The sequence below is a fragment of the Streptomyces sp. NPDC021224 genome (genome assembly GCF_044332905.1).
Taxonomy (GTDB): domain Bacteria; phylum Actinomycetota; class Actinomycetes; order Streptomycetales; family Streptomycetaceae; genus Actinacidiphila.
This window is the reverse complement of record NZ_JBIRPW010000010.1, coordinates 1-25,257: the sequence shown is the minus strand read 5'-3', so window position 1 is coordinate 25,257 and position 25,257 is coordinate 1. Positions and strand designations below refer to the sequence as shown.

At 71.9% G+C, this 25,257-nt stretch carries 20 protein-coding genes; 15 read left to right on the top strand and 5 right to left on the bottom strand.

The features are described from left to right. The first annotated feature begins 10 nt into the window (after nucleotides 1-10). The 6 genes from eccB to mycP all read left to right on the top strand — a co-directional run bounded on the left by eccB (nucleotide 11) and on the right by mycP (nucleotide 5,524). Nucleotides 11-1,510: a type VII secretion protein EccB gene (gene eccB, locus ACH4PY_RS24265; RefSeq protein WP_398186570.1), complete on the top strand. Its 1,500-nt coding sequence runs from the start codon at nucleotides 11-13 to the stop codon at nucleotides 1,508-1,510. A gap of 84 nt (nucleotides 1,511-1,594) precedes the next feature. After that, nucleotides 1,595-2,047: a hypothetical protein gene (locus ACH4PY_RS24260; protein ID WP_398186568.1), complete on the top strand. Its 453-nt coding sequence runs from the start codon at nucleotides 1,595-1,597 to the stop codon at nucleotides 2,045-2,047. Between the two features lie 20 nt (nucleotides 2,048-2,067). Beyond that, nucleotides 2,068-3,423 (top strand): hypothetical protein, encoded by a 1,356-nt coding sequence (locus tag ACH4PY_RS24255; protein WP_398186566.1) that lies wholly within the window; start codon nucleotides 2,068-2,070, stop codon nucleotides 3,421-3,423. Between the two features lie 157 nt (nucleotides 3,424-3,580). Then, nucleotides 3,581-3,919 carry a WXG100 family type VII secretion target gene (locus ACH4PY_RS24250; RefSeq protein WP_398186564.1) on the top strand — a complete coding sequence of 113 codons (339 nt, stop codon included), beginning with the start codon at nucleotides 3,581-3,583 and terminating at the stop codon, nucleotides 3,917-3,919. A gap of 67 nt (nucleotides 3,920-3,986) precedes the next feature. Beyond that, entirely contained in the window at nucleotides 3,987-4,283 is a 297-nt protein-coding gene (locus ACH4PY_RS24245; protein ID WP_398186562.1) for a WXG100 family type VII secretion target, read from the top strand. Nucleotides 4,284-4,288: 5 nt separating this feature from the next. Further along, entirely contained in the window at nucleotides 4,289-5,524 is a 1,236-nt protein-coding gene (mycP, locus tag ACH4PY_RS24240; protein ID WP_398186559.1) for a type VII secretion-associated serine protease mycosin, read from the top strand. A gap of 441 nt (nucleotides 5,525-5,965) precedes the next feature. Here mycP and ACH4PY_RS24235 read toward each other — a convergent pair whose 3' ends face one another. From ACH4PY_RS24235 to eccCa, 4 genes are all read right to left on the bottom strand, one after another. Continuing rightward, on the bottom strand, nucleotides 5,966-7,774 hold the full coding sequence (locus tag ACH4PY_RS24235) for a putative T7SS-secreted protein (protein WP_398186556.1): 1,809 nt from the start codon (nucleotides 7,772-7,774) through the stop codon (nucleotides 5,966-5,968). Then, the gene (locus tag ACH4PY_RS24230; RefSeq protein WP_398186554.1) at nucleotides 7,774-8,403 is read right to left on the bottom strand and encodes a hypothetical protein; all 630 of its coding nucleotides are present in this window, start codon (nucleotides 8,401-8,403) and stop codon (nucleotides 7,774-7,776) included. The genes ACH4PY_RS24235 and ACH4PY_RS24230 overlap by 1 nt, the downstream gene beginning before the upstream one ends. Then, complete coding sequence (locus ACH4PY_RS24225) at nucleotides 8,400-8,906, bottom strand: hypothetical protein (RefSeq protein WP_398186551.1); 507 nt, start codon at nucleotides 8,904-8,906, stop codon at nucleotides 8,400-8,402. Before ACH4PY_RS24225 ends, ACH4PY_RS24230 begins: the two co-directional genes overlap by 4 nt. A gap of 348 nt (nucleotides 8,907-9,254) precedes the next feature. Then, a complete protein-coding gene (gene eccCa / locus ACH4PY_RS24220; protein ID WP_398186548.1) occupies nucleotides 9,255-13,157 on the bottom strand; it encodes a type VII secretion protein EccCa in 3,903 nt (1,300 codons plus the stop codon). Between the two features lie 205 nt (nucleotides 13,158-13,362). Between eccCa and eccD the strand changes: the two genes are divergently transcribed. From eccD to ACH4PY_RS24190, 6 genes are all read left to right on the top strand, one after another. Then, complete coding sequence (gene eccD / locus ACH4PY_RS24215) at nucleotides 13,363-14,751, top strand: type VII secretion integral membrane protein EccD (protein ID WP_398186544.1); 1,389 nt, start codon at nucleotides 13,363-13,365, stop codon at nucleotides 14,749-14,751. 249 nt (nucleotides 14,752-15,000) lie between these two features. Next, entirely contained in the window at nucleotides 15,001-15,288 is a 288-nt protein-coding gene (rpsO, locus tag ACH4PY_RS24210; protein ID WP_031521677.1) for a 30S ribosomal protein S15, read from the top strand. Between the two features lie 345 nt (nucleotides 15,289-15,633). Further along, complete coding sequence (locus ACH4PY_RS24205; protein ID WP_398186540.1) at nucleotides 15,634-17,856, top strand: polyribonucleotide nucleotidyltransferase; 2,223 nt, start codon at nucleotides 15,634-15,636, stop codon at nucleotides 17,854-17,856. Continuing rightward, nucleotides 17,853-19,229, top strand: coding sequence for a M16 family metallopeptidase (locus ACH4PY_RS24200; protein ID WP_398186537.1), 1,377 nt, complete (start codon nucleotides 17,853-17,855; stop codon nucleotides 19,227-19,229). Before ACH4PY_RS24205 ends, ACH4PY_RS24200 begins: the two co-directional genes overlap by 4 nt. A 106-nt stretch (nucleotides 19,230-19,335) precedes the next feature. Then, nucleotides 19,336-20,109, top strand: a complete 774-nt coding sequence (dapB, locus tag ACH4PY_RS24195; RefSeq protein ID WP_398186534.1) for a 4-hydroxy-tetrahydrodipicolinate reductase — start codon at nucleotides 19,336-19,338, stop codon at nucleotides 20,107-20,109. Between the two features lie 3 nt (nucleotides 20,110-20,112). Continuing rightward, nucleotides 20,113-20,562: a hypothetical protein gene (locus ACH4PY_RS24190; RefSeq protein ID WP_398186532.1), complete on the top strand. Its 450-nt coding sequence runs from the start codon at nucleotides 20,113-20,115 to the stop codon at nucleotides 20,560-20,562. A gap of 47 nt (nucleotides 20,563-20,609) precedes the next feature. On the opposite strand, the gene ACH4PY_RS24185 is transcribed toward ACH4PY_RS24190, so the two are convergent. Next, nucleotides 20,610-21,149, bottom strand: coding sequence for a hypothetical protein (locus tag ACH4PY_RS24185; RefSeq protein ID WP_398187068.1), 540 nt, complete (start codon nucleotides 21,147-21,149; stop codon nucleotides 20,610-20,612). Nucleotides 21,150-21,301: 152 nt separating this feature from the next. On the opposite strand from ACH4PY_RS24185, the gene thyX reads away from it, so the two are divergent. The 3 genes from thyX (at nucleotide 21,302) to ACH4PY_RS24170 (ending at nucleotide 25,027) form a co-directional block, all read left to right on the top strand. Next, the gene (gene thyX / locus ACH4PY_RS24180; protein WP_398186529.1) at nucleotides 21,302-22,090 is read left to right on the top strand and encodes an FAD-dependent thymidylate synthase; all 789 of its coding nucleotides are present in this window, start codon (nucleotides 21,302-21,304) and stop codon (nucleotides 22,088-22,090) included. A 186-nt stretch (nucleotides 22,091-22,276) separates the two neighbouring features. Next, on the top strand, nucleotides 22,277-23,176 hold the full coding sequence (gene dapA, locus ACH4PY_RS24175) for a 4-hydroxy-tetrahydrodipicolinate synthase (protein ID WP_398186526.1): 900 nt from the start codon (nucleotides 22,277-22,279) through the stop codon (nucleotides 23,174-23,176). Nucleotides 23,177-23,341: 165 nt separating this feature from the next. Further along, nucleotides 23,342-25,027 (top strand): ribonuclease J, encoded by a 1,686-nt coding sequence (locus tag ACH4PY_RS24170; protein WP_398186524.1) that lies wholly within the window; start codon nucleotides 23,342-23,344, stop codon nucleotides 25,025-25,027. Nucleotides 25,028-25,257 lie beyond the last annotated feature (230 nt).

The window sequence follows — 25,257 nt, the reverse complement described above, 5'->3', positions numbered from 1 at the left end:
ACGCCGGACCATGGCCTCACGCAAGGAACAGCTCAACGCTCACGGGTTCGCGCGCAGGCGCGTCGTGGCGGCCTTTCTCCACCCCGGGGCCGCGGGCTCCGACGACGGCGCCCCGCGCCCGCTGCACGCCCTCCTGCCCGGAGCCGTCCTCGGCGCCGTACTGCTCGCGGCATCCGGCGCCTGGGGCCTCATGAGACCCTCCGCGCCGACCGGCTGGGACACGCCCGGCAAGCACGTGATCGTCGCCGACGAATCCACCACCCGCTACGTCGTGCTGAACGACTCCCGCACCCATGAGCCCGTACTGCACCCGGTGCTCAACATGGCCTCGGCGCGGCTGCTCCTCGACCCCGGCGGCTACGACGTCATCAAGGTCAGGGAATCCGCACTCGACCACAGCGGGATCGAGCACGGCGCGCCGCTGGGCATCCCCTACGCGCCCGACCGCCTGCCCCGGCCCGCCGACGCCGCCGAAGCGAAGGTCTGGGCCGTCTGCGACCGTCCGGACGGCGGCAGCGGCCGGACCGTGCGCCAGGCCGTCTTCGTCCTCGGCCGCGACGAGGCGGCAGACGTGGGCGGACCGTCCCTGCTGACCGGCGACCAAGTGCTCTACGTACAGGACGAGCAGGCGAGGCAGTACCTCGTCGACGCCGGGGGCACCAGATTCCGGCTCGGCAGGGCGGGGCCCGCCGGTCGGGCCAAGGGCGGCGGGGACGCGGACCTGCTGCCCCGCACCCTCTTCGGCGAGGACCCGCGGCCGCAGACCGTGACCGACGACTGGCTCGGCTCACTCACCTCGGGGACGCCTGTCGACTTCCCGGCCGTCGAAGGCCGCGGAACCCTCGTACGGGTCGGCGGAGTGCCCTCCGGCCACGCCACCGTCGGCACCGTGCTGCGGGCCACGTCGGCAGCCGGTGAGGAGTACTACGTCGTCACGCGGCGCGGAGCCGCCCCCGTCACCCGCTTCGCGGCGCTCCTGCTGCTCCAGGCCAACGCCCAGACCGACCCGGTCAGAAGCAGCCTCCCGCCCGCCCCGCAACCCGCCTTCCTCCCCGCCGACTGGCCCCGCGGCGACCCGCACCAGGTCAACGCCACGACGGGCGAATCACCCCGTGAGGTGGTGTGCGTCGTCCTCCACGGCACATCTGTGGCGCCGAGCGCGCCGCGCCTGCGGATGTGGACCGGCCGGGAATATCCCGAGCGGGTCGTCGAAGGCACCACATCCGCCTACGTCACACCCGGAAGCGGCCTGCTTTACCAGGAAGTCAGCGGCAGCGACACCAGCGGGGGAACCCGCTACCTCGTCACCGACACGGGGCTGCGCTACGCCGTTCCCCGCACCGGTACCGGCGGCGGCCCCGCTGACGCGAGCCGCCCGACCGACGAGGTCGCGACCCGGCTGGGCTACGCGGACGTCAACCCGCTGCCGATCCCGATCGGGTGGTCCGAACTCCTCCCCAGGGGCCCGGTACTGGACACCGGGAGCGCTGCTCGGCCACAGGGATCGTGACGTGGCCGTGTACGAACGCGCCGCCAAGCTGCCTGCGTTGAACAGTGCGACTGTCAATACCGAAGAGGCAGGAGTGATCATCCGATGAGCGCATCCCGTGGCGGCAGCGGCTTGTACGTCGCCCTGGAGGATCTGCGCGCCTTCAGGACCCGCGTGGACGCCCTGCTCGCCGATCTGGACGCCTCCTACGCCGCCCCGCAACGCGTCGCTGAGCAGCGCGTCGCCTCCGCGCGGTTCGGTACCGGATTCGGCGCGGCCGAGAACCTGGCCGCGGCATACACAGACGTCCACGGCCGGTTCGAACAGCTCTCACAGACGCTGGCCGACCAGATCGAGGCCATGAGCCTTTCGCTGCGGATCGGGCACAAGACGTTCGCGGACGTCGACCTCGACACGCAGCGCAGGCTCCGGACTCTAGGCGATCGGCTCCTCCGTCCGGCCCATGGCCCAGGGCCGGACCGCGATGCCGAAGCCGTCGGAACTGCCGGAACGCCGGGAACTGCCGGAACCGAAACGCGCGAGGGAAACCCGGGATGACAGGAAGCCGCAACTCTCGCGTGGACGATCAGGCGGCGGACCCGAGCCGGGCGGATTTCGAGAACTGCTCGCACGAGCAACTGCTGGCCATGATCCGGCACGCCGACCCCGGGACGATCGAGTCCGTCGGCGATCACCTGGGCCGGGCCGTCGAGGACATCGCCCGTATCGGCGCCTACCTCGACCGGCACATCGCCTACGTCGACTGGGAGGGTGCCTCTGGCGTCGCCTTCCGGGACTGGGGCAGCAAGGTCGCCCGCGCCACCTTCGGGCTGAGCGACTACGCCCGCTCCACCGCCAAGGCCCTCACCCATGCGGCGGACACCCTGCGCACGGTCACCCGCGACATGCCGCCCGTTCCGGCCGCCGCCCGGAGCACCTTCACCGGCCTCGGGAACGACCCGACGGTTCGCCACGACCCGGACGCCCAGGCACTGATGGCCCACGCTCACGCCGAGATGGAGGCCGCCCGCATCGAGGCGGCGGATCAGATGCGCAAGCTGGCGCAGGCGTACTCCCTCTCGGCGACGGTCATGAACACGGCGGAGGCGCCGGAGTATCCACCGATGCCGTCGCCGTTCGTGCCCCCGGCCGGGCGGGCCCGTCCGATCGGCGTCGCTTACGACGACGCCGTGACGAGCCCAGGCGAACCACCGCACGTGCGCGGCGCCGTGGCGGCATCCCTCAGCGATGCGGCCGGACATGCCAGCGAGGCGCCGCCTCTGACGCGCACGCAGTCGGCGGACGTGCCGGTGCCTGCGGGGTCCGATCCGCGACCGAGCGGCAGTGCGCCGTTCGGTGACGGCCTGCACACCGGCTCGCCCGCGCCTCCGGGAGGGTACGTCGCCCCGTCACTCACCAGCGGCCCCTTCGTCCACCGTTCCGGCGACGTCGAGGCGTCCGGAACGGGATGGCAGCTGTCGAGGAAAATCCCCCGGCAGAAGCAGCCGAGAGGCGCGTACGAGCCGTTCCCGGACGCTTCTCCCACCCGCGCAGGCCACAACCACGGCATCGTCGGCGGCAGCCCCGTCGATGAACCGGCAGCTTCGGGCAACCCCGCGCAGGGGGTGGCCGCGTACGGCGTTGTCGGTGGATACGGGCCGCCCACCCGGCCGCCCGCAGTCGGTACGGTGAGCGGCCACGGTGCCGGCCGACCTGCCTCCGGCGCGACGGAGGCACGCCGCCTCGCAGCGGAACCGGGTGGTGTGGTGGGCCCCGCTCCCGCCGCCGTCTTCGCACCTCGTGTTCTGGGCACTACAGGCACAACGGGCGACAGAGGCGAAGAGCGCGACGGCACCGAGCGTGCGGACGGCCCTCTCGGCATGGGCGACTGGGGACCGCGTCGCGACGACGTGGCGCCGCCGGTCATCCGCTGAGGCGTCCGGGGCTCGCATTCATCGCGCACTGGTCAGCAACTCGGTTCGCAGGGTGTCACGTTGAGGTTGGGCGGAGGAACGCCGGTACAGTGAACACGCAAGGTGACCATCCGTGGTTTTACGTGCACAGTATGTGCGCGGGGGAGGAATGGGCGTCGTGACAGCCGGTATGAAAGTCACCACCGCCTCGCTGGCCAGGCTCGAAAGCGATCTCGACGTCATGGTGGGCTCGATGGACCGCCAGGTCCGGGCACTCCAGGCCGTGATCGACAACCTTGAAGGCCACTGGCACGGCATCGGCGCCAACGCCTTCAATGCCCAGCAGGCGCTCATCAACGACGACCACCGCGTGCTCGCGATGCTGCTCGGCAGGATCGTGCAGGCCGTGCGCGACACGAACGTCACGGCCGCCGCCACCGAGGAGGGCGTCCTCCAGGACATGAAAAGCATCGACATCAACGGCAGCGCCCCCGGAAGCGGCATCGCCGGCCTCTGACACCGCGCCGCGCCCCCTGCCGCCGCCGTCCGCTCGACGCCGGCCGCACCACACCCACGAGGTATCCATGCTCGATCCCGGCCAGCTCAAAGTCACCTACGCCTCCCTCGACGAGGCCGCAGGTGTGATCAGGCATCAGGCCACACAACTGCAGAGCGACCTGGACAACCTGCTGACACGCGTCCGCGCGGTCGCCGGGTATTGGGAGGGCGATGCACAGCACGCCTTCCTTGCCGTCGCACACGAGTGGGCGCACCGTACACATCACATGCACGACGTGCTGGAGTCGATCGCGAGCAAGGTGCAGATCGCCGGCGGCCACTACCACGCGGCGGACAGGAAGGCCGCGTCCTACTTCGGCTGACGACGATGCCTGGGCTGGCAGTGGAGGGCTGCCCCCGCGTGCGGCGGGCCCCCGTGGCGACGGCGCTTGCGGTGATTGCCGCCGTCGTGACGGGGTGTCCAGGGACGGCCGCACTGACCGCTGCGCCTGCCGCGCACACCGCACCGGTCCTCGACGGCGACGGAGAATGCACCTTCCCCGCCCCCGACGTTCCGCAGACGCCGTGGTCGCTGCAACGCGTGCTGCTCAACCGGCTGTGGCAGAACACGCGGGGCAAGGGTGTGACCGTCGCCGTGATCGACTCCGGGATCGACACCCGGAACCCGCAGTTGGCCACCGCGGTCGACGTCTCGCGCAGTCTCGACCTGACAGCCCCCGGCGGCCGCGGCACCACCGACCCGGTGGGCCACGGTACGGAAGTGGCAGGCATCATCGCGGCCCGGCCCTCCCCGGCGACCGGCTTCGTCGGACTCGCTCCTGAGGCGACCCTGATCTCGCTCCGGCAAGCGGGCGAGGACGGGACGGGAACCGTGGACGGCCTGGCCCGCGCGCTGCGGAAGGCGGTTGCCGAGGGCGCCGGGGTCATCAACATCTCCCAGGACACCCCGCGCGGCACCCCTGGCCTGGCGGCTGCCGTCGCGGCTGCCGTGGCGGCGGACGCCGTGATCGTCGCCTCCGCGGGGAACGGCGGATCGGACGGTGTATTCCGCACCACCTACCCCGGCGGCTATCCCGGCGTACTGGCGGTCGGCGCCTCGGACCGCAACAACGAACGTGCCCCCTTTTCGCAGGCGGGCGACTTCGTCGGAGTCGCCGCGCCGGGCGTGGACATACTGTCCACGGTGCCCGGCGGTGGCCAGTGCCTCGACAACGGAACCAGTTTCGCCGCCCCGTACGTGGCGGGCGTCGCCGCGCTGATCCGAGCCGAGCACCCCACGTGGACCGCGGCGGAGGTGATCGCCCAGATCGAGCAAACCGCGCAACGCATCTCTCCAGGGCACGACGCGCTTCTCGGCTGGGGTGTGGTGGACCCCGTCCGCGCGCTCACCGACGGCGCCACGGCGATCGAGACGCCAACTCCGGACCCGGCCGAACGCCCGCATCACGCCTCCGCGATCCCTGCCGCCCTCACCGTGGCCGATCCCGCCCGGCACCGCGAGAAGCGCACGGCGGACTACCTGGTGGCCGGGGCGGTCGCAGCCCTGCTGCTCGTCACCGCCACGGCGATCGTCCTCCGCGACCGCAGACGCCGCCCTTGGTAGGAGAGGCTGTGCTCTACGGCCACGCCGTCCCGGACCCGCCGGATTCCCCTGACTTCCGGAAACCCCAACGACGCCGTGCGCGCCCGCGAGGGCTGGGCACGGGGGGAGGTGGCGGTGGCTGAGCGCGAAAGCGCCGATACAGCTCGGCGGTTCCTTCCTCGCCGTGGTAGGGCAGCACTGTCATCTCGCCGGTCTGCTTGTCCACGATGATGGCTGCGGCGCCGGGCGAGTCCGTTCGCGGGGGATCGCCCAGGCACGGCGGTGGTAGTGGCGTTGTAGACGGGAATGAGGGCATCACGATGAATCCCTCATCAAATTCGGTGGCAAGCATCGGCGCCATGCTGCCGTCTGCTAGTTGGCAGCCATAGCGACTGGCAGCAATACGCTGTGCCTCTTGGGCGTTGATAGGAATGGCCGTTCCTTCCGTTACGAGGTTCCTATTCATGGGGTCGCTGAGTCGGCCACCGCTGTCCCGGCCGTGACGATGGGTTGCCGATCAGGGTCCAGGGCGTAGTGGTAGACGTGTGCAGCCTGTAGGTGAATCGGCTCGGTACTTACAGCGCCGGACTGCGGGTCGAACCAGAAGGTCTGTCCATCGTGATTCAAAGCCGTGAAGACGTGCGAGGTGAGATCGCCGTTCTCCTGCAGGGGCCACTCGATGTGCACAAGAGCACTTGAACCATGCCCCGAGATGCGAATTTCGTCAGCCACTTCCTGGTAGGCGTTTGGGCCTGGTCCCGTGTAGCGAATACTTGTGCCTCCCCAGGCGTTGCCGTTCTCCACTCCTCGCTGCTCGGCTGTCCGCACGTCCAGCGTGCCGTTCGGCATTGGCGACACCGTCCTCGCCGCTGCAACCTGCGGGTTGCCGTACCAGGTTTCCAAAGCCGACCGCACCGCATCCGCACAGTTGTTGGAGCGGCCCGGCACGCTCATCCCGCCGGCGTTGAGGCGGGCCGTCCATGGGCCGCGTGGGTCGGGGTAGCGCTGGAAGCTGCCGTTGCGGTTGCGCGGGATCGCCGCCTCCAGGGCGCGTTGGTCTGCGGGGTCGACGGGTTGGAGTCCGTCGGGGCCGCCGCGTAGAGACGCGCGGATCTCCTTCAGCGGTGTGCCGTGCGTGGGCACCGCCCTGCGCCAGCCCGGGGCTCGTGCGCGGGCGGCCGCGGCGCCGTCCGTGCCTGCGGCGTAGAGGAGGTTGGCGAACAGCCGGCCTGCCGCCTCGTCGGCGTCGCGGCCCCAGCCGGTGCCGAGGACGGCGGACGGGAGCCGTTCGGGGTGTACGGCGAGGTCCAGGAGCCCGGCGGCCGTGGCGTTGAGGTGGGTCAGGTATTGCGCGGGGTGGGTCAGGTTGTACGGGTCGTAGGGGTCGAGGCCTCGGGTGAAGCGGACGGCGTCGCACGCGGCGCGGACCATGCCGCCGGCGACGTGTTCCAGCCGGATCGGCACGGTGCTCAGCAGGTCGTCGGTGCGGGCGGCCAGGCGGTCCGTGAAGCTCGGCATCTTCGGCGCGAGTCCGGCCGCGTAATGCAGCGTGGCCGCGGTGGAGCGGGCCACGGAGTCGCGCTGCTCGCGGGCGGCGACGAGCATGTCGTGCGCGGCCTCCCGGGCCTCCGCCCCCGGGTCGGTGAAGGGCTCGGGCGCGGTGGGCGTTCCGCCCGCCGCCCGCGCCGCCTCGTACTGCGCCACTTGCTCGTCGTGGGCGGCGGCGGCCTTCTTGCGAGCCCGGACCCCGCTCTCCCACAGGCGTACCGCCTCGGCGGCCCGGCCTTTCGCCCAGTCCACCGTGGACGCGTAATGCTCCAGGGCGTCGGCGGCGTCCCGGCACGCGGTCGCGGCGCGGCCCCAGGCGGCGGGCTGGGGCGTGAGGGCAGCGCGGAAGGCGTCACCGCCCTGGCCGAGCCAGCCGTCGGCGCCGAGCCGCGAGATGCCGCGGTGGCCGGTGTCGAAGGCGGTGTTCAACCGCCGTAGGTGCCCGGCTGTGGCGCGGATGCGCGCGGGGTCGCCGTGCAGCAGTTCGCCGGGGTCGTCGCTGCCGCCGAGGTCGATCTCCGGGACGTGCGCGCCGAGGGAGTCGGCGATGTGGTCGCCGGTCTTCAGGGCCCAGTCGGCGGCTCCGTGCAGACCCAGTGCGTCGAGGCCGCCGGCCACCAGGCGGGCGTCGTCGTCGATCAGGGCGCCGGTTTTGCGCTCGGCGGAGTCCAGCAGCCGCCCGCCCACGGTGCCGGCCTCGTCGACGAGCCACTCGATGCCCATCAGTCGCCGCCCTGCGACCGGTTGCTCCCGCCGTCCGTGCCTGCCGGACCCCCGGCGAGCCAGCGGTCGTACTCCTCACCCGTTCCGGTCACTGCGGCTGCGGTCTCCGACACGAGGTTCCGGCCCATGTCGCGGGCTGTGTCCTGCCAGGTCTGCCCCACGTCGGACAGGCCCTGCCGGGCCGACGCGGCACTGAGGTCGGGGTGGAGGAAGTCCTCGACGGGGTTGTCCGAGCCGATCCTGCTCCAGGGCATGGCTTCCTCCTGGTCCTCCGTCAGGTCCGGGTTGCCGAGGGCGGAGGCCGCGACCACCTTGAGGGTCTGCCCCGCGTAGTGGTCCATCTCGTAGTACGTGCCGGCTGCCAGGCCCAGCCGCTCCGCGGTCCGGTCGGCGTCCTGGACGAGGGTGCGCACCCCCCACTCCCAGCGGTCGCAGAAGCGGTCGAGGGCGGCGGTGAGCCCGTCGTGCCCGACCTGCATGCCCGACAGTTTCAGGTGGTCGAAGCCGCGGCCGATGTCCGCCGCGGCTTCCTGGCCCATCGTCTGGAGTTCGTGGATCACGCCGCCCAGCCCCGCGGCCGTCTGCCGCAGTGCCGCCTCCCCGACGTCGTAGCCGCCGCCCCCGGTCATCGGTCCTCACCTCCCGAACCTCCCGAACCTCCTGAACCTCCCGACGCGGCGGCGTGCACCGCCGCGTCGTCGCGCACCACGCCCACGACGGGCGGGAAGAGCATCGGCAGGCGTCCTGCCACGTCAAGGGCCACACCGGCCGGTGCGCCGACCGCGGGTACGACCTCGTCGAGCAGCCGCCACCCGTGCACGGTCACGTAGTCCACGTCCCCGCAGGCGGACACATCCGAGTGCTCACCCGCGGGCGCGGCTGCGCCACGGTCCGCGGGAGGACGCGTACCGGCGGCGAACCGCGCCAACTCCGCGCCGTCGGAGAAGGCGAACACCCAGTGCACACCGCCCGAGGTCGCCGTATGCAACCCGCCTTCGACCATCGGTACCAGCAGCACGCTCTCCCGGAAGGCTTCGACCAGCGCGTCCGGATCGCCGTGTCCCGCGTGCAACTCGCCCAGCTCGGCGACCAGTTCGCCGTGCGCGTCCCCTCGTGCAGGATCCGGGAGCACCGCACATGGTGACGGGGCCGGGGCATTTCCCGCGGCGGCCACCAGATCCGCCAGCCGCGGCCCCGGCAGGTGCGGACCCGCGCGCCCGGCCGGCCCGGCGGGGGCACCCCCCGAAGGCAACAGTGCATCGGACGGCCCACCGGACTCGCGGCCCGGCCACGGTTCCGCCTCACCGCCGGATCCGGACCTCCACTCCCACTGCGACGTCATGACCGTCCCCCGTCGATACCGCAGCCCGGAGCGGGGTTCCCCGCACCCCGAACTGCTCAACCACTCTCAGTGATCAAAAGGTAGCAGTAAGTCGCGGCCGTCGAATCCGGTTGTCCACAGGCCTGACAGGCCAGACCCTCACTCCGCCTCCCACGCCAGCTGCACCAGCCGCGTGCCGCCCCGGCGCGCGGCGAGGACCGCCCGCCCCGGCGGCATCCGTCGCGGACGCACGCCACCCAGCAGTTCACCCTCGTCGGGGTCCCCGGACAGGACGAGGGCCTGCGCCCCAAGCTCCCTGGCCCGTTGGACGAACGGCTCGTACATGGCCCGCCCCGCTCCGCCCGCCGCACGGGCCAGGACGAAGCGCAGGCCCACGTCCCGGGCGAAGGGCAGCGCGTCCGCGAGCCCCGCCAGTGGACTGCCGCCCGCGGCGACCAGTTCGTAGTCGTCGATCAGCACGAAGAGCTGCGGGCCCGTCCACCAGCTGCGGTCGCGCAGTTGCCGCGGCGTCACATCGGGGCCGGGCATGCGCCGCTGTACGAGTGCGGCGACCTCGGCCATGTGCGTCTCCAGCTCGGCAGGACCGGTGATGTACTCCACCAGGTGGCTCTCGGGCAGGGCGCCGAACAGGGTCCGCCGGTAGTCGGCGACGACCAGCCTGGCCTCCTGCGGGGTGCAGCGGCGGCTCAACTGCCGGGCGATGAGCCGCAGCACGGCCGTCTTGCCGGACTCGCCGTCACCGAGCACGAGCAGGAGGGGGTCGGTGTCGAAGTCGACGACCACCGGTGCCAGCGCCGTTTCGTCCACGCCGATGGCCACCCCGCGACGGGGGAGAGCGGCACCGCCCGGCAATTGTGCGGCGGGCAGCAGGCGGGGCAGCATCCGGACGGCCGGGGCGCGCTCGCCGTTCCACGCGCCGTCCACCGCCGCGACCAGGGCCGCCGTTCCTTCCGCGAGGTCCGACACGCCGTGGCCGCCGTCGATCCGCGGCAGGGCCGCCAGGAAGTGCAGTCCGCCCCGGACGATGCCGCGGCCGGGCGCACCGGCCGGGACGTTCGCCGCCGCCCTGCGGTCCAGTTCGGAGTCCATGGCGTCGCCGAGGCGTAGCTCCAGGCGGTTGAGCAGCTGGTCCTTCAGCGCGGCGCGGACCTCCAGATGGCGTGACGCGGTGAGCACGACGTGCACGCCGAAGCCGAGGCCGCGGGCGGCGATGTCGGTGACGACCGGCTCCAGTTGCTCGTGGTCCTGGCGGAAGGCACCCCAGCCGTCGACGAGCAGGAAGACGTCGCCCCAGCGCTCGCCCGGCCGTTCACCACCCGCCCGCAGCGCACGGTACGACGCCATCGTGTCGATACCGCGGCTGCGGAAGAGTTCCTCGCGGCGCGCCAGCACGCCCGCGACCTCGGCGACCGTGCGCCGTACCCGGTCTGCCTCCAGCCGCCCCGCGACGCCGCCCACATGGGGCAGGCCTGCCACCGTACGCAGCGAGCCGCCGCCGAAGTCCAGGCAGTAGAACTGCGCTTCTCGGGGGGTGTGCGTCAGTGCGAAGGACGCCACCAGGGTGCGCAGCAGCGTCGATCTGCCGCTGCGCGGGCCGCCGACGACCAGGGCGTTGCCCGCGGCGCCGCCGAAGTCGAGCACCAGGGGATCGCGCCGCTGCTCCAACGGCCTGTCCACGACTCCCACCGCGACCCGCAGCGTCCCGGGAGCCTGTGAGCCGGCCTCCCGCGGGCCTTGCCCGGGCACGGCGCCGCGCGGCACCAGTGCGTCCAGCCCGGGCGCGGCGCCCAGCGGCGGCAGCCACACCCGGTGGGCCTCGGGCCCGCGTCCCGTGAGGCGGCCGACGAGGACGTCCAGCACAGTTTCCGCCGCGGTCCCCGCGCGTCGCTCGTCCGACCGTGCCGGGGGCCTGCCCACCGGCACGGTCGCGGCGGTGAAGGGCACCGCTGGCTGCCCCGCCGCCTCGGCGGCGGCCTCCGGGCCGCCGCGGTACGGACCCGACACATATGCGGCCTTGAAGCGGACGATGTCCCCCGTGGGGGTCTTGAGACACGCCGACCCCGGTACGGGCGGCAGGTGGTACGCGTCCGGCACGCCGAGGGCCGCGCGCGACTCCGACGCGGAGAAGGTGCGCAGGCCGATCCGGTAGGACAGGTAGGTGTCGAGGCCGCGGAGCCGGCCCTCCTCCAGACGCTGGGAGGCCAGCAGGAGGTGCACGCCCAGCGAGCGGCCGATACGGCCGATCTGGAGGAACATGTCGATGAACTCCGGTCTGGCCATCAGCAGCTCGCTGAACTCGTCGATGACCAGCACCAGCGTCGCCAGCGGCCGCAGGTCGGCGCCCGCGGCTCTCGCCCGCTCGTAGTCGTGGACACCGGCGTAATTGCCCGCGGACTTCAGCAGCTCCTGACGTCGGCGCAATTCCCCCGTGAGCGCGTCCCGCATGCGGTCGACCATGGTCAGGTCCTCCGCCAGGTTGGTGATGACGGCCGACACGTGCGGCAGCCCGCTCAGGCCCGCGAACGTCGCACCGCCCTTGAAGTCGGCGAGGACGAGGTTCAGCCTCTCGGGGGAGTGCGTGACGGCCAGGCCGAGCACCAGGGTGCGCAGCAGTTCGGACTTGCCCGAGCCGGTCGCCCCCACGCACAGACCGTGCGGGCCCATGCCCTCCTGCGCGGCCTCCTTCAGGTCCAGGTGCACAGGTTCGCCGTCCTCTCCCACACCGATCGGCACCCGCAGCAGCTCCTGGCGGTCGCGGGGCGCCCACCCGAGGGACGCGTCGAAGGAGCCCGCGTCGCCGATACCCGTCAGGTCGGTGAAATCGAGGTCCGCCGACAGCGGTTCACCGTCGCCGCCCGCGGGCCGCAGCGGGGCGAGCCCGCGGGCCAGCGCCTCCGACTCCGTTTCGCCCAGCGCGTCCGGCACGCCGCCGTACACCTGGCCCGTGGGTGAGCGCAGCAGCATCTTCCCGGCCGTGCAGTGCACCCGCAGATCGCCGTGCGGCTCGCCGTCCTCCCCGGGAACCAGCTCCAGGACCGTCACGCCCTGCAGCCCCACGGCGGCGGGCGGGGGGAGCGCGCCGCCGTCGAGGAGGAGGAGCACGTGCGGCCGGTCGAGCAGCGGCGCCGCGTCCGGCTGGAAGCGCGGGCGGTCCTCCAGCGCCGAGCCGAGCAGCTCGGCCAGGCCTGCCGCCCCGTCCGCCACCAGGCGCCGGGCTCCGGCGCCGTCCGCCGCGGTCGGTGACTGGGCATGCGGCAGCCACTTGACCCATTCCCACGCGGGCAGCGCCGCGCGGGAAGCTGCGACGCCCAGGACCATGTCGGCGGGCGAGTGCAGCGCGGCCAGTTGCGCCACCACCGCCCGTGCCTGCCCGCGGACGGCGGCGGCGTCACCGGTCAGCACCACGTGTGAGAAGGCCCGCAGCGACACCGCGAGCGGCAGGTCCTCGACCGTCCCGTAGGCGGCGACGAAGGACCGCAGGGCGTGCGCGGTCAGCGGCTCCAGCCGGTCCACAGGCGCGGTCTCCGGCACGACGAGCGGGGTCGCCAGCTGCTGCGGCGCGAGTCCGATCCGGACCTGCCCGAAGTCGTCGTCGCCGGGGCGCCGCTCCCACACCCGCCGCCCCTCGGCCACCAGCGCCCACAGCTGGTCCGGCGCGGGGTGGGTGTAGAGCCTGCCGCTGCGCTGGAGGGCGGCGGTGCGGCGGACCGCGCCGCGCTGCCGCGCCAGGTGGGCGAGGTAGTCCCGGCGGCTGTCGGCCATGTGCCCGCTCGCGCCCTGCCGGGCCCGCACGAACTGTACGGCGCCCAGCGCGACCGCCGACGCCAGCATGAGCGCGCCCATCACCTTCATGACCGGCTGCGATCCCGGCATGAAGAAGTACGCCGCCGAACCGCCCATCGCCAGCATCGGCAGGAGCAGCGCCAGCAGCCCCTGCTCCTGTCCGCGCCGCAGCTCCGGCGGCGGTTCGAGACGGATCTCCCCGGAGGGCACCTCGGGCGGCCGCACGCGCGCCGGGCGTTTGACGATGACCGAACCCACAGATGTGCCCGCCCCAGGAAGTCGCCGCCGCGGCTGATACGGTGCCGCCGCAGATGCCACGGAGGGCAATCATATGGACACTCTTCGTCACCTATATGCAGGGCGGCAGGCCCCGGACGTTCCCGCACAGCGGCGCACGCAGGTCGGGGGCACCGCGAACGCCGCCCCCGACAGGGGATCCGCGGGATTCTGCCGCGTCACGATCGTGACGCCGGACAGCAGGGCCGACGTCGCCCTTCCCGACGACCTGCCGGTCGCCGACCTGCGCCCGGACATCCTGCGGCTGTCCGGGCAGGTGCAGGACGCGGCGGAACCGACCGGGTACCACCTCGTCCGCCGCGACGGCACGCCGCTCGACCCGGCGCTGTCGCTGTCCGCCCAGCGCGTCCTGGACGGGGAATTCATCCTTCTGCGCACCATTGCCACGTCGTTGCCACCTGCCGTCCACGACGACGTGTGCGACGCGGTCTCGGCAGCGACGGTGCGCGGCCGCCGCCACTGGACCGACGACCTGACCCGCCCCACCGCGCTCACCGGCGGCGCCGTGCTCCTGGCCGCGCTCTGCTGGGTGCTGTGGCAGACCGACCCGGTACGGCACGACATGCACGGCCCGCCGGGCGTCGTGGCCGCAGTGACGGGCACGGTGCTCGCCGCATGCGCCGCCGTACGGGCCAGGGTCTACGGCGACCGCACCGCCGCGGCCGCCCTGGGCCTGGCCGCGATGCCGTACCTGCTGGTCGCCGGGGCGGGCCTCACCGCCCCCGCGGCAGACCACGGAGCGGGCCGGCTGCAATTGCTGTCCGGCTGCGCGACCGTGCTGGTGGCCTCGGCGGTCCTGGTCGCGGTGCTCCCGGCCGGGGACGCGCCTTTCGTGGCCTCCGCCGTCGTGGCCGCCGCGGGCGCCCTGGGGGCGTACGGCGCTGTCGCCGCCGACGCGGAGCCGCAGAACGCCGCCTGCGTCGTGGCGGTCGCAGCGGTCGGGCTGATCGGCTTCCTGCCCGGCTGGTCCGCCCAGCTGGCCCGGCTGCCGATCGGCTTCGGCGACCCGGAGCCCGGCACCGGCGCCGTCGCGGAGCACCGCGCGGGCGAACGCGATCCGCGGGCGCCCTTCGGCCACGAGGCGGTCGCCGCCCGCGTCCGCCGCGGCCATGAACTCCTGCTCGGCATGGTCGGCGGCTGCGCGGCCACCACGGTGGGCGCCGCCGCCGTCCTCGGCTGTTCCCGGACCGCTCCCGCCCAGCTTCTCTCCCTGGCCACCGGCCTCGCCGTCCTGCTGCGCGCCCGGCTCTTCCGTGACACCGCCCAGGTCGGAGCGCTGGTCGCGGCCGGTGTCCTCGCGCTCGCACTGCCCGTGGCCTGGCTCGCACCGGGCGCAGGCGCCTGCGGGCCGCGCGCACTGTGGCTGCCCGGTGCCGTCGCGGCAGCGGCCGGGGCGCTCGTCGCGGTCGGACTGGCCGTGCCGGGCCGGGGGGTGTCCCCGTTCTGGGGCCGCTGCCTGGAGGTCGTCGAGGGCGCCGTGCTGCTGACGCTGGTCCCGCTGTGCCTGGCTGTGCTCGGGACGTACGGCGCGGTGCGCGGGCTGGGCGGCGGCTGAGTCGCACACCCCCGCGCGGTGGGCGCCACCGTCGGACGTACCGTCGTACGGACCGCCGGAGGACCGGCCACCCTGTGCCACCGTCCGCCCGGTGACCCGCGGTAAATCGCCCGGCAACCGGCTGGTACCCTGGGTGACGGTCACCTGTGTGCTCACACCGGGTGACCGAGAGCCGTGCGAGTCATATGAGAACTCCCCGCGAAGAAGACCGGGGGCGCTCGCCGGCAGACGATCCCTGGAGGAGTCCGTATGGCGCTCGACGTCGAGACGAAGAAGCAGATCATCGCCGAGTTCGGCACCAAGGAAGGCGACACCGGCTCCCCCGAGGTCCAGGTCGCGCTGCTCTCGCGGCGCATCTCGGACCTGACCGAGCACCTCAAGACCCACAAGCACGACCACCACTCGCGCCGCGGTCTGCTCATCCTGGTCGGCCAGCGTCGCCGCCTGCTGCAGTACCTGGCCAAGAAGGACATCACGCGCTTCCGTGAGCTGCGCGAGCGCCTCGGCATCCGTGCCGGTGCGGCGGGCGTTCGCTAGGACGCGTGCAGGGGAGCGGTTCCCGTCGGACGGGGCCGCTCCCTTTGCCATATGCACCGGCACGGTGCACCGGTCACGCAACCGTCTTGTACGAGGTCGGCCACGTATCGCCCACAGGACGTGCGCGATACGTGCGTCGTCTGATGCAATGGTGCTGTTGACTGCTGTTGACAACGTATGAGGAGGAGCGTCCTCCTATCCGCCGCAGCTGCCGGTCCTCGGTAGTGGCCTCCGGGTGGTTGCACCCCCGGCGGCTTCGATCGAAGACCGGCCCCGGCAGGACGCCCCTCCACCGATGGCCCGCCGGGAGACGCCCTGCGGGCGAGGACGAGGAGAAACCCCATAGTGGAGAACGAGACCCACTACGCCGAAGCCGTGATCGACAACGGGTCCTTCGGCACCCGCACCATCCGCTTCGAGACGGGCCGGCTGGCCCGTCAGGCCGCCGGTTCCGCCGTGGCCTACCTGGACGACGACACCATGGTGCTGTCGGCCACCAGCGCTTCCAAGCAGCCCAAGGAGCACTTCGACTTCTTCCCCCTCACGGTGGACGTCGAGGAGCGCATGTACGCGGCCGGCCGCATCCCCGGCTCGTTCTTCCGCCGCGAGGGCCGCCCCTCCGAGGACGCCATCCTGACCTGCCGGCTGATCGACCGCCCGCTGCGCCCGTCCTTCGTCAAGGGCCTGCGCAACGAGATCCAGATCGTCGCCACCGTCATGGCCCTCAACCCCGACCACCTCTACGACGTGGTCGCGATCAACGCCGCCTCCTGCTCCACGCAGCTGGCCGGCCTGCCCTTCTCCGGCCCGATCGGCGGCGTCCGCGTCGCGCTGATCCGCGGCCAGTGGGTGGCCTTCCCGACGCACAGCGAGCTGGAGGAGGCCGTCTTCGACATGGTCGTCGCCGGCCGGGCGCTCGACGACGGCGACGTCGCGATCATGATGGTCGAGGCCGAGGCCACCGATCGCACGATCAAGCTCGTCGAGGGCGGTGCCGAGGCGCCGACCGAGGAGGTCGTCGCGGCCGGCCTGGAGGCCTCCAAGCCGTTCATCAAGGTGCTGTGCAAGGCGCAGTCCGAGCTGGCCGCCAAGGCTGCCAAGCCGACCGGCGAGTTCCCCGTCTTCCTCGACTACGAGGAGGACGTCTTCAGCGCACTGGAGTCCGCCGTCACCGACGAGCTGGCGCAGGCGCTGACCATCGCCGGCAAGCAGGCCCGCGAGGCCGAGCTGGACCGCGTCAAGGGCCTGGCCGCCGAGAAGCTCCTGCCGCAGTTCGAGGGTCGCGAGAAGGAGATCTCCGCGGCCTACCGCTCGCTGACCAAGAAGCTGGTCCGCCAGCGCGTCATCCGTGACAAGGTCCGCATCGACGGCCGCGGTGTCACCGACATCCGCACGCTGGCCGCCGAGGTCGAGGCGATCCCGCGGGTGCACGGCTCGGCGCTGTTCGAGCGCGGCGAGACCCAGATCCTGGGGGTCACCACGCTGAACATGCTGCGCATGGAGCAGCAGCTCGACACGCTGGCGCCCGAGACGCGCAAGCGCTACATGCACAACTACAACTTCCCGCCGTACTCCGTCGGCGAGACCGGCCGCGTCGGCTCCCCGAAGCGCCGCGAGATCGGCCACGGCGCCCTCGCCGAGCGCGCCCTGATCCCGGTGCTGCCGACCCGCGAGGAGTTCCCCTACGCGATCCGGCAGGTCTCCGAGGCGCTGGGCTCCAACGGCTCGACGTCGATGGGTTCGGTGTGCGCCTCCACCATGTCGCTGCTGAACGCCGGTGTGCCGCTCAAGGCACCGGTCGCCGGTATCGCCATGGGCCTGATCTCGCAGGAGATCGAGGGCAAGACGCACTACGTGGCGCTGACCGACATCCTCGGCGCCGAGGACGCCTTCGGCGACATGGACTTCAAGGTCGCCGGCACCAAGGACTTCGTGACCGCCCTCCAGCTGGACACCAAGCTCGACGGCATCCCGGCGTCCGTCCTGGCGGCGGCCCTCAAGCAGGCCCGTGACGCCCGGCTGCACATCCTCGACGTGATGATGGAGGCCATCGACTCCCCGGACGAGATGTCGCCGAACGCGCCGCGGATCATCAGCATCAAGATCCCGGTGGACAAGATCGGTGAGGTCATCGGCCCCAAGGGCAAGATGATCAACCAGATCCAGGAGGACACCGGCGCCGACATCTCCATCGAGGACGACGGCACGGTCCTGATCGGTGCGACGGAGGGCTCGCAGGCCGAGGCCGCCCGCACGATGATCAACCAGATCGCCAACCCGACCATGCCCGAGGTCGGCGAGCGCTACCTGGGCACGGTCGTGAAGACGACCACCTTCGGCGCCTTCGTGTCGCTCATGCCCGGCAAGGACGGTCTGCTGCACATCTCGCAGATCCGCAAGCTCGCCGGCGGCAAGCGCGTGGAGAACGTCGAGGACGTCCTCGGCGTCGGCACCAAGGTGCAGGTCGAGATCGCCGAGATCGACCAGCGCGGCAAGCTCTCGCTCGTCCCCGTGATCGAGGGCGAGGACGGCGACAGCCAGGACGCGAAGGACGAGTCGGACAAGTGACGACCCGCTCCACCGCCGTGACGGCCCGCCCCTCCACCAAGGGGCGGGCCGTCCGCACGCGGACCCTGCTGCCCGGAACCGACGGCGTCGGCACCGTTCGCCGCAGCGTGCTGCCGGGCGGCCTGCGGGTCGTCACCGAGACGCTGCCGACCGTCCGCTCCGCCACCTTCGGCATCTGGGCGGCCGTCGGCTCCCGCGACGAGACCCCGGCGCTGAGCGGCGCCACGCACTACCTGGAGCACCTGCTCTTCAAGGGCACCGAGCGGCGCAGCGCGCTGGAGATCTCCGCGGCAGTGGACGCGGTCGGCGGCGAGATGAACGCGTTCACCGCCAAGGAGTACACCTGCTACTACGCCAGGGTGCTCGACACCGACCTGCCGCTCGCCGTCGACGTGGTGTGCGACATGCTCACCGGCTCGCTCATCCGCCAGGAGGACATCGACGCCGAGCGCGGTGTCGTCCTGGAGGAGATCGCGATGACCGAGGACGACCCCGGCGACCAGGTGCACGACCTGTTCTGCGAGGCGATGCTCGGCGACACCCCGCTCGGCCGCCCGGTGCTGGGCACCGTCGAGACGATCAACGCCCTCACCCGTGACCAGGTGGCCCGCTTCTACCGCCGGCACTACGACCCCACGCGCCTCGTGGTGGCCGCCGCCGGCAACATCGACCACGCGAGCGTCGTACGCCAGGTCCGCCGCGCCTTCGAACGGGCCGGCGCGCTGCGCGACCCGGACGCGGTGCCGCAGGCCCCGCGCGGCGGCAGCCGCACGCTGCGTACAGCGGGCGTCGTCGAGGTCCTCGACCGGCGCACCGAGCAGGCCCATGTCGTCCTCGGCATGCCGGGCCTGTCCCGCACCGACGACCGGCGCTGGGCGCTGAGCGTGCTCAACACCGCCCTCGGCGGCGGCATGAGCTCGCGGCTCTTCCAGGAGGTCCGGGAGAAGCGCGGCCTCGCGTACTCGGTGTACTCCTACACCTCCTCCTTCGCCGACTGCGGCCTGTTCGGGGTGTACGCGGGCTGTCAGCCGGGCAGGGTGCCCGAGGTGCTCAAGATCTGCCGGGACGAGCTCCACCACGTCGCCGAGCACGGCCTGACCGACGAGGAGCTGCGCCGCGCCATCGGCCAGCTGGCGGGTTCGACAGTGCTGGGCCTGGAGGACACCGGCGCGCTCATGAACCGGATCGGCAAGAGCGAGCTGTGCTGGGGCGACCAGCTGTCCGTCGACGACCTGCTCGCGCGGATCGCCGCCGTCACCCCGGACGAGGTGCGCGAGGTCGCCCGTGACGTCCTCGGGCAGCGCCCGTCGCTCGCCGTCATCGGCCCGCTCAAGCAGAAACAGGCCGCCCGCCTGCACGAAGCCGTCGCCTAGCCGCGGGTGCGCGGCCGCCCCGGTCCGGCCCGGCCGCGCGTCCGCGCACCCCGATCCGCTCGCCCCGTACGCGCTGCCGTACGCAGACCTGGAGGACCCCCGAACGATGAGCAAGCTCCGTGTGGCCGTGATCGGCGCCAAGGGCCGTATCGGCTCGGCCGCTGCCGCCGCCGTCGAGGCCGCCGACGATCTCGACCTGGTCGCTGCGATCGACCGCGACGATCCGCTGGAGGCGCTGACCGAGGCGGGCGCGCAGGTCGCCGTGGAACTGACCCACCCCGACTCGGTCATGAACAACCTGGAATTCTGCGTCGGGCACGGCATCCACACCGTCGTCGGCACCACCGGCTGGACCGAGGAGCGCCTGGACCGGCTGCGCGAGTGGCTGGCCGCCGCGCCCGGCACGGGTGCCCTGGTCGCACCGAACTTCTCCATCGGCGCCGTCCTGACCATGCAGTTCGCCCGGCAGGCGGCCCGCTGGTTCGACTCGGCCGAGGTCATCGAGCTGCACCACGACAACAAGGCCGACGCCCCCAGCGGCACCGCAACGCGCACCGCCCAGCTGATCGCTGCCGCCCGCACCGAGGCCGGCCTCGGCCCGCAGCACGACCCGACCACCCACGGCCTGGAGGGCGCCCGCGGCGCCGCGGTCGACGGCGTGCCCGTGCACTCGGTACGGCTGCACGGCCTGCTCGCCCACCAGGAGGTGCTGTTCGGCGGCACCGGCGAGACCCTCACCATCCGGCACGACTCGCTGCACCACAGCAGCTTCATGCCCGGCATCCTGCTCGCCGCCCGCACCGTCCCCGGCGTCCCCGGCCTGACTTACGGCCTGGAGCACTTCCTGGACGGCACCGAGCCGGACGGCCGGGGAGCCTGAGGCATGCGCGCCAGACTCAGCTACACCGTCTCGGCCCTCGCGCTGGTCTTCTACTTCGTGCTGGTCGGCGACCGCGGGGTGCTGCTCATCGCCGACGGTCGACCGGTCACGGTGGCCTTCGGCCTCGCGGTGCTGGTGCTGCCGCTGATCGGCGCCTGGTTCCTGTGGCAGACCACGCAGTTCGCCCGCAACGCCGGACGGCTCGGCCGCGAGCTGGAGGCCGAGGGCGGCCTCCCCGTCGACGACCTGGCCCGTACGCCCAGCGGCCGGATCGACCGGGACGCCGCTGACGCGGTCTTCGCACAGCGGCAGGCCGAGACGGAGGCGGCGCCGAACGACTGGCGCACCTGGTTCCGGCTGGCGGTCGCCTACTTCGACGCCCGCGACACGCCGAGGGCGCGCAAGGCCATGCAGCGGGCCATCGCCCTGCACGACGGCAAGACACCTCGCTGAGCCCCGGGCGGGGCCGTACGCCCCGCCCCAGGGCCCGTCAGCAGCCGTCAGCGCAGCTCCGTGGCCCAGCCCTCGATGGCGTCGGCGGCCACGTCGAAGGCCTCGGCCCGGCCGAGGAAGTCCGCGTTGTGATCGGTGAACTGCGGGCGCAGGGAGTCCCCGCTCGTGCGGGTGATGATCAGCGCCTGCCCCTGGACGGTCCGCGGCAGCCCCAGCACCTTCACCGGCTGCTGCGCCGTACGCACCGCGGCGACCTTGCGCCACGGCACGGTCACGGTGCTGAAGAAGCTCGTCTGACGCAGCCCCCGGCCGCTCACCCATACGCCGACCCGCAGCATCCGCAGCGACGCCGCGATCACCAGCAGCGCCGCCAGCAGGCAGAACGCGCCGCCCTGGGTGTTCTGCGCGGCCACCATGATCAGCGCGGCGAACAGCAGGTAGGCCGCCAGCATCAGGGCCAGCGCCGCCGTCCCGACCCGCCACGGACCGACGCCGTAGGGGCGCATCCAGCGGTCCTGGTCGAGGTGCGGCAGCGGGCGCTCCGCCTCCAGCTCGTCGGCTTCGGCGGTCGCAAAGGTGTGGGGCAGGGACACGCGGAGGATCCTCTTCGGGTTCCGGTGGGACGGGCGAGTGCACTCTGACGGGTGAGGCTAGCCGCCGAAAGCTGACTCGGCCACTTCGGGTGGGCCGATCGGCCGCGGCCGGACTGTCGTACCCACCGCCTAGGCTTGTCGGCGCAATGCCGCCCACAGGAAGGACACCACCGGTGCCGACCGACCTCCCCGACGGGGCCCCCACCAGCGCTCCGGCAGCCCCCGTCGAGTTCCGGGACGACGTGACCGTCGAACTGATCAAGCACAGCGCGTCGGACACCGACGTCCTGTGGGCGGCCCGGGTCTCCACCGCGGGCGAGCAGTCCCTCGACGAGCTGAGCAAGGACCCGGAGCGCTCCAAGGGCTTGATCAACTACCTGATGCGGGACCGTCACGGCAGCCCTTTCGAGCACAACTCGATGACGTTCTTCATCAGCGCCCCGATCTTCGTCTTCCGGGAGTTCATGCGGCACCGCGTCGGCTGGTCCTACAACGAGGAGTCCGGCCGCTACCGTGAGCTGCAGCCCGTCTTCTACGTGCCGGGGCCCGACCGCAAGCTCGTGCAGCAGGGGCGCCCGGGAAAGTACGAGTTCGTCCACGGCAGCCCCGAGCAGCACAAGCAGGCGGTGGCGGCCATGGAGGAGTCCTACGCGCAGTCCTACGCGGCCTACCAGGCGATGCTCGCCGACGGGGTCGCCCGCGAGGTGGCCCGCGCCACACTGCCGGTCGGCCTGTTCTCCTCGATGTACGCCACGTGCAACGCGCGCTCGCTGATGCACTTCCTCGGCCTGCGGACACAGCACGAGATGGCCAAGGTGGCGTCCTTCCCGCAGCGCGAGATCGAGATGGTCGGCGAGCGCATGGAAGCGGCCTGGGCGGCCCTGATGCCGCTCACCCATGCGGCGTTCAACGCCAATGGGCGTGTCGCCCCGTAGCCCCGGCCCAGGCCGACCGTCATAGCCAAATGTCCGAAGTGTTCGGATTGCAGGCATTCGTGAGGTTCATCTAGGCTGCAGAAACGGACCCCGGCGGTGCCTGAACCCCCGAGCAGACACCGCCGGAGTCCTTTGCGCAGGTCCCGTGGCTGCGTGCTCCCGTACACACCGAGTAGCGTGGGACCCATGGCTCCGACCTCCATCCCCAAGGCCCCCTTCGGGCGGGTACTGACCGCAATGGTCACGCCGTTCACCGCGGACGGCGATCTCGACCTCGCCGGCGCCCAGCAGCTCGCCACCCACCTGGTGGACGCGGGCAATGACGGCATCGTCGTCAACGGCACCACCGGGGAGTCGCCCACCACGAGCGACACGGAAAAAGCCCAGCTCGTACGGGCAGTCCTGGAAGCCGTCGGGGACCGGGCCGCCGTCGTCGCAGGAGTCGGCACCAACGACACCCGGCACAGCACGGAGCTGGCCCGCCAGGCCGAGCAGGCCGGCGCGCACGGCCTGCTCACCGTCACGCCGTACTACAGCAAGCCGCCGCAGGAGGGCCTCCGCCGGCACTTCACCGCCATCGCCGACGCCACCGGCCTGCCCGTGATGCTCTACGACATCCCCGGCCGCAGCGGCGTCCCGCTGGACACCGAGACCATCGTCCGGCTGGCCGAGCACCCCCGCATCGTCGCCAACAAGGACGCCAAGGGCGACCTCGGCGCCGCAGGGTGGGCCATCAGCCGCAGCGGCCTGGCCTGGTACTCCGGTGACGACATGCTCAACCTGCCGCTGCTGTCCATCGGCGCCGTCGGCTTCGTCTCGGTCGTCGGCCACCTCGTCACACCCGAGCTGCGTGCGATGCTGGACGCGTACACCGGTGGTGACGTCGCCAAGGCGGCCGAGATCCACCAGCGGCTGCTGCCGGTTTTCACCGGCATGTTCCGCGCCCAGGGCGTCATGACCACCAAGGCCGCCCTCGCGCTGCGCGGACTGCCCGCGGGCCCGCTCCGGCTCCCGCTCACCGAACTGGATCCGGACGCCACGGAACGCCTCAGGAAGGATCTCGCCGCCGGCGGGGTACACCTCTGAACACAGACTTCACAACTGAATACGCAGGACCCGACCGCAGCCGCGCCGCCCGGGACGAAACCCGACCAGCGACACGCTGCGCGCCGGACGTATGACGATCACACACAGTGCCGCACGCCACGGCCCAGGAAGGCCCTTTCGGCGTGCGCGACAGGGAGAAAACCTTTGAGTCATCCGCATCCAGAACTCGGCCCGCCGCGGCCGCTGGCCGAAGGCGGCCTGCGCATCACGCCGCTCGGCGGTCTCGGTGAGATCGGTCGCAACATGACCGTCTTCGAATTCGGCGGCAAGCTGCTGATCGTCGACTGCGGCGTCCTCTTCCCCGAAGAGGAGCAGCCGGGCGTCGACCTCATCCTTCCCGACTTCAGCTCCATCAGGGACCGCCTCGACGACGTCGTCGGCGTGATCCTCACCCACGGCCACGAGGACCACATCGGAGCCGTCCCCTTCCTGCTCAGGGAGAAGGACGACATCCCGCTCATCGGCTCCAAGCTCACCCTCGCGCTGATCGAGGCCAAGCTCCAGGAGCACCGTATCCGCCCCTACGCCCTTGAGGTGAAGGAAGGCGACCGGGAGCGCATCGGCCCCTTCGACTGCGAATTCGTCGCCGTCAACCACTCCATCCCGGACGCCCTCGCCGTCGCCATCCGCACCCCCGCGGGCATGGTCGTCGTCACCGGCGACTTCAAGATGGACCAGCTCCCGCTCGACGGCCGCCTCACCGACCTGCCCACCTTCGCCCGGCTCGGGGAGGAGGGCATCGACCTGCTGCTCTCCGACTCCACGAACGCCGAGGTCCCGGGCTTCGTGCCGCCGGAGCGCGACATCTCGCAGGTGCTGCGCCAGACCTTCGCCAAGGCGGAGAAGCGCATCATCGTCGCGAGCTTCGCCAGCCACGTGCACCGTATCCAGCAGGTGCTCGACGCGGCCCACGAGCGCGGCCGCAAGGTCGCCTTCGTCGGCCGCTCCATGGTCAGGAACATGGGCATCGCCCGCGACCTCGGCTACCTCAAGGTCCCCGGCGGCCTCATCGTGGACGTCAAGGTGCTCGACGACCTGCCGGACGAGCAGGTGGTCCTCGTCTGCACCGGCTCCCAGGGCGAGCCGATGGCGGCGCTCTCCCGGATGGCCAACCGCGACCACCAGATCCGCATCGTCGAGGGCGACACCGTCGTCCTCGCCTCCTCGCTGATCCCGGGCAACGAGAACGCGGTGTACCGCGTCATCAACGGCCTCACCCGGTGGGGAGCCAACGTCGTCCACAAGGGCAACGCCAAGGTGCACGTCTCGGGCCACGCCTCGGCCGGCGAGCTGCTGTACTTCTACAACATCTGCAAGCCGCGGAACCTGATGCCGATCCACGGCGAATGGCGCCACCTGCGGGCGAATGCCGAGTTGGGACAACTGACCGGCATTCCCAAGAACCGCACGGTCATCGCGGAGGACGGCGTCGCGGTCGACCTCGTCGGCGGTGAGGCGAAAATCGCCGGCAAGGTCCAGGCGGGCTACGTGTACGTCGACGGGCTCTCGGTCGGCGACATCACCGAGTCCTCGCTCAAGGACCGCAGGATCCTCGGCGAGGAGGGCATCGTCTCGGTCTTCGTCGTGGTCGACACGACCACCGGCAAGATCGTCGGCGGCCCGAACATCCACGCGAGAGGCTCGGGTATCGAGGACGAGGCCTTCGCCGCGGTCATCCCGAAGATCGAGGAGGGCCTGTCGCGTTCCGCCTCGGACGGAGTGATGGAGACCCGCCAGATCCAGCAGCTCATCAGACGGTCCGTCGGAAAGTGGGTGTCCGACACCTACCGACGCCGCCCGATGATCCTCCCGGTGGTCGTCGAGGTCTGACCCACCGTCAACATCCCCACCACGAGCGGGCCGCCGGATTTGCATCCGGCGGCCCGCTCCAGTACGTTGGCACAACCGCTCCGAACGAGACCCGCGGAAACGCGCGCTCTTGAATCGGGGGTGGTAATTCCGACAGAAAATCTTCTGATAGAGTCGGAACACAACGAAGGGAAAGCCCGGAGGGGCCGGTGAAACGGTCTCGAAGGAAGCTTCCGTTCCTTGAGAACTCA